Below are 7722 nucleotides of genomic sequence, written 5' to 3'. Positions count from 1 at the left end.
GGCCTTTTTGTGTTGCACTTGTTTTCTACCTGCCGCCTACAAAGTTTTCTTTCGTCAAGTCCTGTTCGGGGCTTGACTTCTTATTTGCAGGCTTTAATGTGCGAGAAGCGAAAGGCGCTTCTCAAGATCGGTTACTGGTACCATGTGTTTATTTGCTTCCGGCTTTTTCTTAGGAATCAGTCGGGAAAGCAGTGAATCAGTGACGGCCTTGCGGGAGAAAAGCATCTCCGCGTCAGCCGTATCCTCAGGGACGGATTTTTCTCCATCCCTGAACAGAATCTCGTCTGCGAAGCCGAGCTTCACGGCTTCTTTGGCGTTCATCCATGTCTCGGCATCCATGAGCTGTGAAATCTTGTGGCGGGAGAGCCCGGACTTGATTTCGTAGGCATTCATAATGGATTCCTTGACTTCGTTTAACATGTCGATGGCTTTCTGCATTTCCTCGGTATCACCGATGGCGATGGTTGCAGGGTTGTGTACCATCATCATGGCCACGGGACTCATGCAGACCTTTGTTCCGGCCATAGCGATAACAGATGCCGCTGAAGCAGCAAGAGCATCAATTTTGACCGTCACATCATGTGGGTAATCCATCAGCATGTTGTAGATCTGCGCAGCAGCAAAAACATCACCGCCCGGAGAGTTGATCCAGAGGGTGATGTTTCCATCGCCTGCATGCAGTTCATCACTAAATAGCTTGGGTGTTACTTCGTCGCCGAACCATGTCTCATCGGAAATTTCCCCGTCGAGGTAGAGCGTTCGGTCGGAGCCAAAGCTGTCCGGCTCCTCGTTTCGCACCCAGTTCCAAAACTTTCTGGTCATAGTGCCTCCTTCTTTCTGAACCGGGTGTTCCCATCTTCGGGTTCCGGTTCGGTTTGTGTTTCCTTCGTTTCATCAGCTTCCTCCTGCGTCTGTGCTGAGGCCGCGAAAATACCTGCGTCCTTGAGCTTGGTCATATTGCCATTGATCAGGTACAGGTCGCCGCCTTCCTCCTCTGGAATACGGTCGAGGTTTTCAAGCTCCCTGATATCGTTAGCGGACATCCAGCCATTTTGGCGTCCGACCGCATAGCCGTTCATGCGGCTCTGGTAGTCGCCTCTGAGCAGGCCGTCCACGTTGAATTTGAAGAAGTAGTTTTTCTTTTCATCCGGAGAGAGCAGGGCTCTCTGCATGGACTGTTCCCAGCGACATACCCACGGGTCGAGCGTGTATTTCACAAATTCCAGCGACTGCTGCTCGATATTTGAGAAGCTCGATTTCTCAAGATCGCCGATCATGTGAGGCGGGATGCGGAAGATACGTGCGATTTCATTGATCTGGAACTTACGTGTTTCCAAAAACTGCGCCTGTTCCGGTGAGATGGAGATAGGCGTATATTTCATGCCTTCCTCCAGCACAGCCACCTTGTTTGCATTAGAGCTGCCACCGAAAGCAGAGTTCCAGCTTTCTCTTACACGCTCCGGATCTTTTACCACACCGGGATGTTCCAAGATGCCGCCGGGAGTCGCGCCGTTTGCAAAAAACTTAGCGCCGTATTCTTCGCAGGCTATTGCCATGCCGATGGCATTTTTAGCCATTGCAATCGGGCTGTAGCCCACAAGGCCGTCAAAGCCAAGACCGGGAACGTGCAGCACGTCGGACGGCTGAAGTCTTACACGGCTTCCATTCATCGTGTGCGCCTCATCCTGTGATGTTTGGTATTCGTAATAAAGCTCACCGTTTTCATCGCGGTTGACCGTCATATGATTTGGCATCAGAGGATAGAGTGCGACTACTTCGCCCTTGCCGTTCCGGATGATTTGGGCGTAGGCATTTCCCCACAGGAGTAGGTGCGTCATCAATGTTTCCCGGAATACAAAGGATGTCATTTCCGGATTTGGCTCATCGTGAAGCAGGAAGTATAGCGGATGATTTATCGCTTTTTCCTTGCTGCCGCCTTTGCCGTATCGATAGAGGTGAATCGGCAGTCCTGCAATCGCCTCGGACAGAATCCTCACGCAGGAGTAGACCGCCGTCATCTGCATGGCGGAGCGCTCCGTTACAGCCTTGCCGGAGGTCGTGCCGCCGAAGAAGAAGCGGTAGGAGCTTCCGGTTGTTGAATTGGTAGGCTTATCTCTTGAACGAAACAGTCCTGAAAATATGCTCATATTAATCACCTGCCTTTCAGATAAATAAAATGCCTCTGTCGTCATAGACAGAAGCACCGTTGTCATTGCCGCAGCGGATCGCACGGTCAAGCGCCATGATGGTGGCGATAGCACCGTCGATCTTCTCTGTAGATTTTTCCTTGTCAGCCTTGATATTTCCGGCTGGGTCAGTACGGATGAAGATGTTATCCATATTCCAGCGGAGCACCGGGTGGCCGCCGTGAGCGAGCTTTTGCTCAAGTGTCAGCTTCATGAGCTCCTTTGTGGGCGGGCTCATATCCTTAAAGCCCTGTCCGAAGGGCACGACAGTAAAGCCCATGTTCTCCAAGTTCTGAACCATCTGGACTGCTCCCCAGCGGTCGAATGCGATCTCGCGGATATTGAAGCGCTCGCCGAGGCGTTCGATGAATTTCTCGATATAGCCGTAGTGGATGACATTGCCCTCGGTGGTCTGCAGCATGCCTTCTTTCTCCCAAGTGTCGTAGGGTACATGGTCGCGTCTCACGCGAAGTTCCAGCGTATCCTCTGGCACCCAGAAGTATGGGAGGATCACATACTTGTCGTTTTCATCCCGTGGCGGGAATACCAGCACAAAGGAAGTAATATCCGTAGTGGAGGACAGGTCAAGACCGCCATAGCAGACACGGCCTTCGAGGTCGTCCTCATTGACCGGAAAGGCGCAGGCGTCCCATTTATCCATTGGCATCCAGCGGACAGCCTGCTTTACCCATTGATTAAGGCGCAGCTGCCTGAAGGAATTCTCTTCACCGGGGTTTTGCTTTGCCGATTCACAGGCCGCTTCCACCTTGTCAATGCCGACCGTGATACCGAGAGAGGGGTTTGCCTTTTTCCACACCTCCGGATCAGTCCAGTCCTCGTCAGGTTCCGCACCGTAAATGACCGGATAGAAGGTTGGATCGACCTTCCTGCCGTCGAGGATGTCCTGCGCTTTCTGGTGGACTTCATAGCAGATGGTGTTTGTATCATTTCCGGCTGTGGTAATCAGGAAATACAGCGGCTGCATTCTGGCATCGCCGGAGCCCTTTGTCATTACATCAAAGAGTTTCCGATTCGGTTGGGTGTGCAGCTCATCGAATACCACGCCGTGGATGTTAAAGCCGTGCTTACTGTAGGCCTCAGCGGAGAGAACCTGATAGAAGCTGTTGGTAGGCTCATAGATGATCCGTTTCTGGGAGGCCAGTATTTTGACGCGACGATTAAGTGCCGGACACATCCTCACCATATCCGCAGCAACATCAAAAACGATGGTGGCCTGCTGTCTATCGGCAGCGCAGCCGTAGACTTCGGCGCGTTCCTCACCGTCACCGCAGCAAAGGAGCAGGGCGACAGCAGCGGCCAGCTCTGACTTTCCCATTTTCTTAGGAATTTCGATATAGGCCGTATTGAACTGACGGTAACCGTTCGGCTTCAGGACACCGAACAGGTCGCGGATGATCCTTTCCTGCCAGTCGATGAGCTCGAAGGGTTTTCCTGCCCACGTGCCTTTGGTGTGGGTGAGCTGCTCGATGAACATCACAGCGAAGTCCGCCATCTGCTTGCTGTAGTGAGAAGTCTCTGCCATGAAGCGGGTCGGCTTATAGTTTTTCAGTTTTCGCATTGGCACGGTGGCCGCCTCCTTTCAGAGCAAAATAAAAGACCGCCATAGCGATCTGGTATCAGTACGAGAGAAAGAGCCTTCTGGCTCAGTCTCCCGGAATATTCATATTCGGGTTTAATGCTTAGTTGTGGTTCTCCAGCAGGATGCAAAGCGCCATCTCTGCTTCCTTACAGGTGGGATGAATGTCCCAGCCTCTGTCGTAGTTGCAAACGGTCTCGCCGTCAATCTTGATCATGAGCTTGCTGATCCTGCCGCCATTGATGCCGTAAGTTTCGCTTGGCTCATCGTAGTGCTTTACCCAGTAGTGGCACTTGGTATATTTCTCCTTGTCCTTGGCATCCGGAATGCCGATAACTCCTTCGCTCCACATTTCCTTACGCCTCCTTTACCGTCATCTTGAAGGCCGGGATGAGGGCGTGCTCGTCGCTTCCGAAGTGGGTGTAGCGCTCCTTGACCTTTACAATTCCGTCCAGCGTGCAGCCGAGCTCCTCAAACTTTGCAATGGTCTCGATGAGGCTTGAGAAGGTGGAGCTGATGGTGAATTCCTTTACTCCGAGCTTCCGGCAATCTGCAAGGATCGCTTCAATGTCGTAATCCCAGATGACTTCGGCGAAGTTCGGCAGGTCGTTTCCTGCTTCCTTGCTGTAAAGGTAGGCCTGTCCCAGCGTCCACTGGCATCCGATCTCTTCCCAGCGCATTCCGGGCTTTGCGTTTTCTATGGCTTCGATTGTGTACTTCATGATGGTTCCTCCTTGTGGTTGTTTTCCCTTTTGGTATGTACATATATCACTCTGAACGCCTGTAATAGCAAGCTATTTATCGAAATATATGTGACAATCCTGCAGGAAGTTTTGAGGCCTAAATTGTGTAGTTTATGCCTCGCCGGTCAGAATGAAATTCACGTATTCTTTCCGGTGATCCTCAAGGTATAAAACCAGCTCGTAGAAGTCTCTCTCATAGGCCAGACGCTGTACCGTGTTCACATCGAACATATTGGTAAGACCAGTGTCCCGGATAGCAAGGATCTGCTCCTTTACCTTTTTATCCATATCAGTCCACCACCTTCCGCACACGGTCGATGCCGTAGATGACATTCAGGCCGGAGCCGTTGTCCCAGTTCACCATGAGGCTGCCGGTATCGTCGACTCCTGTAACGGTTCCCTTGGTGCCGATAGGCGGAGCCTGCACATCGTCCATCTGGAGAAGCTCCACGCGGGTGCCTGCCGGGTAGCGGGAGCGGAGCGCTTCAAGCTGCTCTTTTGTGATCATTCGCATGCTGCCACCTCCTTTTCCGGTGCGCCGTTCTTCCAGCTGGAGTTGCCGGAGAGATTCTTAAGGAGAATCTTGCGCTCTGCCTTATATTCGTTTCCGATGAAGCCAAGCCGCAGGAGAAAGCAGCGGAATGCGTACTTCTCGTTGTCGACTTCCTTCTCGGTGGCGCTGATGCGCTTCAAATCCCGGCTCATTTTGCCAAGGGCTGCAATGAAGTGGGTGTAAGCCTTGACCTCTTCCGGCTCCGGCATCTCAGTAAACCAAGGGAAGCTGACCGTATCCTCTGTGACCTCGATGCCAAGGTCGTCAATGCCGAGTGCCTTTTTGATGAGGCTTTCCTTGGCTGTGAGGAGGTTGGTGAGGTTTCCGACCGCCACCTTGTCGAGCGGGAGGCTGACTGTAAGGCCAGTGGCTTCATCGTCGTTTTCGACCTCTTCGGTATCCTCCGGTGTGAAGCCGTCCGCGATCAGGTTATGGATGATGCGTTCCAGCTTGTCTGCGTCCTCGCAGGTTACGCCGCCTTCTTTGTCGACTGTGATGTTGCCGATCTCGTAAGCGCAGGTCGGCATACGCATGTAGACTGCCTTTTCGCCGGTGAGGTTTTCGATGGCTGCGACCAATGCTTTTCTGGCGTTTCCGGTTACGTTGTAATTTGCTTTCATGAGTGTGTTCCTCCTTTGTGAATTAAGGTTTTAAGCTGTGCCTTTCGGCATGTATATACATCACTCTGAAAGCCTTATTTATCAAGCAATTTCCGACATTTTCTGAGGTAGAAAATCGCCGACGAATCCGGGCAGAAATTGTGTATTATACACCCGCCGTCGGAGAGGTCTCGACTTCCTTTGCCAGAGCGGAATAGAGGAGCTTTTCACCGTTTCTTATTACATACACATTCTCCTCATCACCGGTATCCTCCACGTAACGACGAAGGATGACAGAGGCGTATTTCGGATCGAGCTCCATCATGTAGCAGATACGGTTTAACTGCTCACAGGCCATCAGTGTGGAACCGGAGCCGCCGAAGGTATCAATAACTACAGAATTCTCCTGAGAGGAGTTCTGGATGGGATAGCCCAGAAGATCGAGCGGCTTGCTGGTCGGGTGATCCTTATTGCGCTTTGGCTTATCGTAGTTCCAGATGGTGGTCTGCTTGCGGTCGGAATACCACGGGTGCTTGCCGTTTTGCAAAAAGCCGTAGAGCACAGGCTCATGTTGCCATTGATAATCGGAGCGACCGAGCACGAGGCTGTTCTTTACCCAGATACACACACCGGCGAGGTGGAAGCCTGCGTCAATGAATGCCTTTCGGAATGTGAGTCCTTCGGTATCCGCATGGAAGCAGTAAGCGGCTCCGCCTTTTTCGAGGTGGTCAGCCATGTTCTTAAAAGCTGCCAGCAGGAACTTGTAAAATTCCTCGCCCTTGAGAGAGTCGTTCTGGATCGTAAGGCCGTCCGAGGCTTTAAAGGATACGCCGTAGGGTGGATCAGTCAGGACGAGGTTTGCTTTCTTGCCGCCCATGAGCTTTTCCACATCTTCCGGCGAGGTGGCGTCGCCACACATAACACGATGCCTGCCGACCGTCCAGATGTCGCCGTGCTCCACGAAGGAGGCCTTCTCAAGGGCAGCAGTGAGGTCAAAGTCATCATCGGCAATGTCCTTCTCATCCCCGGTGCCGAGCAGCTTATCCAGTTCACCGGCATCAAAGCCGAGGAGAGATAGGTCAAAGGACTGATCCTGCAGGTCAGATAATTCGACCGACAGCATTTCCTCATCCCAGCCTGCGTTGAGCGCCAGCTGATTGTCCGCAAGGATATACGCACGCTTTTGTGCTTCCGTCAGGTTCTCGGCAAAGACGCAGGGCACGGTTTCATATCCTTCCTCGCGGGCAGCCGTAACGCGACCGTGGCCGACGAGGATGTTATAATCTGCGTCAATGACCGCAGGACTCACAAAGCCGAACTCCCTGAGGGAAGCTCGGAGCTGTGCGATCTGCTCCTTGCTATGTGTCCGGGCATTCCGGGCATAGGGCACCAGTTTATCAATAGGTACCTGTTCCAATTTCTGTGTGTTCATTTACATATTCCTCCTGCTTCGAAGCAGCTGCTCCATCACGCTGTCCTGCGGGCTGCCCTCAAAGGGCTCGGTGCAGTTTTGCTTCACAATGTCATAAATCTCGTACCAGAGCAGGTTGGCCTGCTTCTGAAAGTTCATTAAAAGCTGTGTGAATGGGCTCGCAATGGCAGCGCCGGTGGTCGGGTGCTTTCCGAGCATGCCGTATTTGCTGACCGCTTCGGAGCACTGAATGTACCGGGCAAAGGCCTCAGAGTAGCTTTCGAGCAGGCGCTTGTTTACCAGCCTCTCGCAGCCACGTTCTTTGAGCCACAGCCATGTTTCCTTATAGATTTCATCTGCGCCGAGGGGCTTGCCGTCCTTCTGCAGAGCAGAGAGGTAATCGTCCGGACTTGGCATATCCATGCCTTCCAGCTCTACGCCGTCACCGATGTCATCAACATCGAAGTCGGTCATGTCTTCTGTGAAGTCCGGCAGCTCCATACGCTTTGCAGGTGCGCCTTTCATAATTTTGTCGGCGAGGGCGTCCGGCTTGGAGCCAGCTTTGACACGCCGCCCGCCGCGATAGGTTCCGTCTTTCGCCATGTCGATCACTTCCATTTCTGTGGTGCAGGG

Annotated in this window: 10 protein-coding genes; all 10 read right to left on the bottom strand. The window is 52.7% G+C overall.

Features of this window, described 5'->3' with window-relative positions:
• Positions 1-93: 93 nt before the first annotated feature.
• The gene (locus T363_RS0109350) at positions 94-822 is read right to left on the bottom strand and encodes a head maturation protease, ClpP-related (protein WP_031475236.1); all 729 of its coding nucleotides are present in this window, start codon (positions 820-822) and stop codon (positions 94-96) included.
• A complete protein-coding gene (locus T363_RS0109345; protein WP_031475235.1) occupies positions 819-2147 on the bottom strand; it encodes a phage portal protein in 1329 nt (442 codons plus the stop codon). Before T363_RS0109345 ends, T363_RS0109350 begins: the two co-directional genes overlap by 4 nt.
• 16 nt (positions 2148-2163) lie before the next feature.
• Positions 2164-3765, bottom strand: a complete 1602-nt coding sequence (locus T363_RS0109340) for a terminase large subunit (RefSeq protein ID WP_031475234.1) — start codon at positions 3763-3765, stop codon at positions 2164-2166.
• 121 nt (positions 3766-3886) lie between these two features.
• Positions 3887-4135, bottom strand: a complete 249-nt coding sequence (locus tag T363_RS0109335; RefSeq protein WP_031475233.1) for a DUF7678 domain-containing protein — start codon at positions 4133-4135, stop codon at positions 3887-3889.
• Positions 4136-4139: 4 nt separating this feature from the next.
• Positions 4140-4505 (bottom strand): DUF7698 family protein, encoded by a 366-nt coding sequence (locus tag T363_RS0109330; RefSeq protein ID WP_031475232.1) that lies wholly within the window; start codon positions 4503-4505, stop codon positions 4140-4142.
• A gap of 132 nt (positions 4506-4637) precedes the next feature.
• Positions 4638-4814 (bottom strand): DUF5049 domain-containing protein, encoded by a 177-nt coding sequence (locus T363_RS0109325; protein WP_022117870.1) that lies wholly within the window; start codon positions 4812-4814, stop codon positions 4638-4640.
• 1 nt (position 4815) lies between these two features.
• Positions 4816-5040, bottom strand: a complete 225-nt coding sequence (locus T363_RS0109320) for a DUF4314 domain-containing protein (RefSeq protein ID WP_009242864.1) — start codon at positions 5038-5040, stop codon at positions 4816-4818.
• The gene (locus tag T363_RS0109315) at positions 5031-5699 is read right to left on the bottom strand and encodes a virulence protein (RefSeq protein ID WP_031475231.1); all 669 of its coding nucleotides are present in this window, start codon (positions 5697-5699) and stop codon (positions 5031-5033) included. Before T363_RS0109315 ends, T363_RS0109320 begins: the two co-directional genes overlap by 10 nt.
• A 145-nt stretch (positions 5700-5844) precedes the next feature.
• The gene (locus tag T363_RS0109310; RefSeq protein ID WP_031475230.1) at positions 5845-7110 is read right to left on the bottom strand and encodes a site-specific DNA-methyltransferase; all 1266 of its coding nucleotides are present in this window, start codon (positions 7108-7110) and stop codon (positions 5845-5847) included.
• A complete protein-coding gene (locus tag T363_RS0109305; protein WP_009242861.1) occupies positions 7111-7692 on the bottom strand; it encodes a P27 family phage terminase small subunit in 582 nt (193 codons plus the stop codon).
• Positions 7693-7722: the final 30 nt, after the last annotated feature.

It is taken from the genome of Agathobaculum desmolans ATCC 43058 (assembly GCF_000701665.1).
Classification (GTDB): Bacteria; Bacillota; Clostridia; order Oscillospirales; family Butyricicoccaceae; genus Agathobaculum; species Agathobaculum desmolans.
The sequence above is the reverse complement of the archived record's forward strand: the minus strand, read 5'-3'. Positions and strand labels throughout refer to the sequence as shown.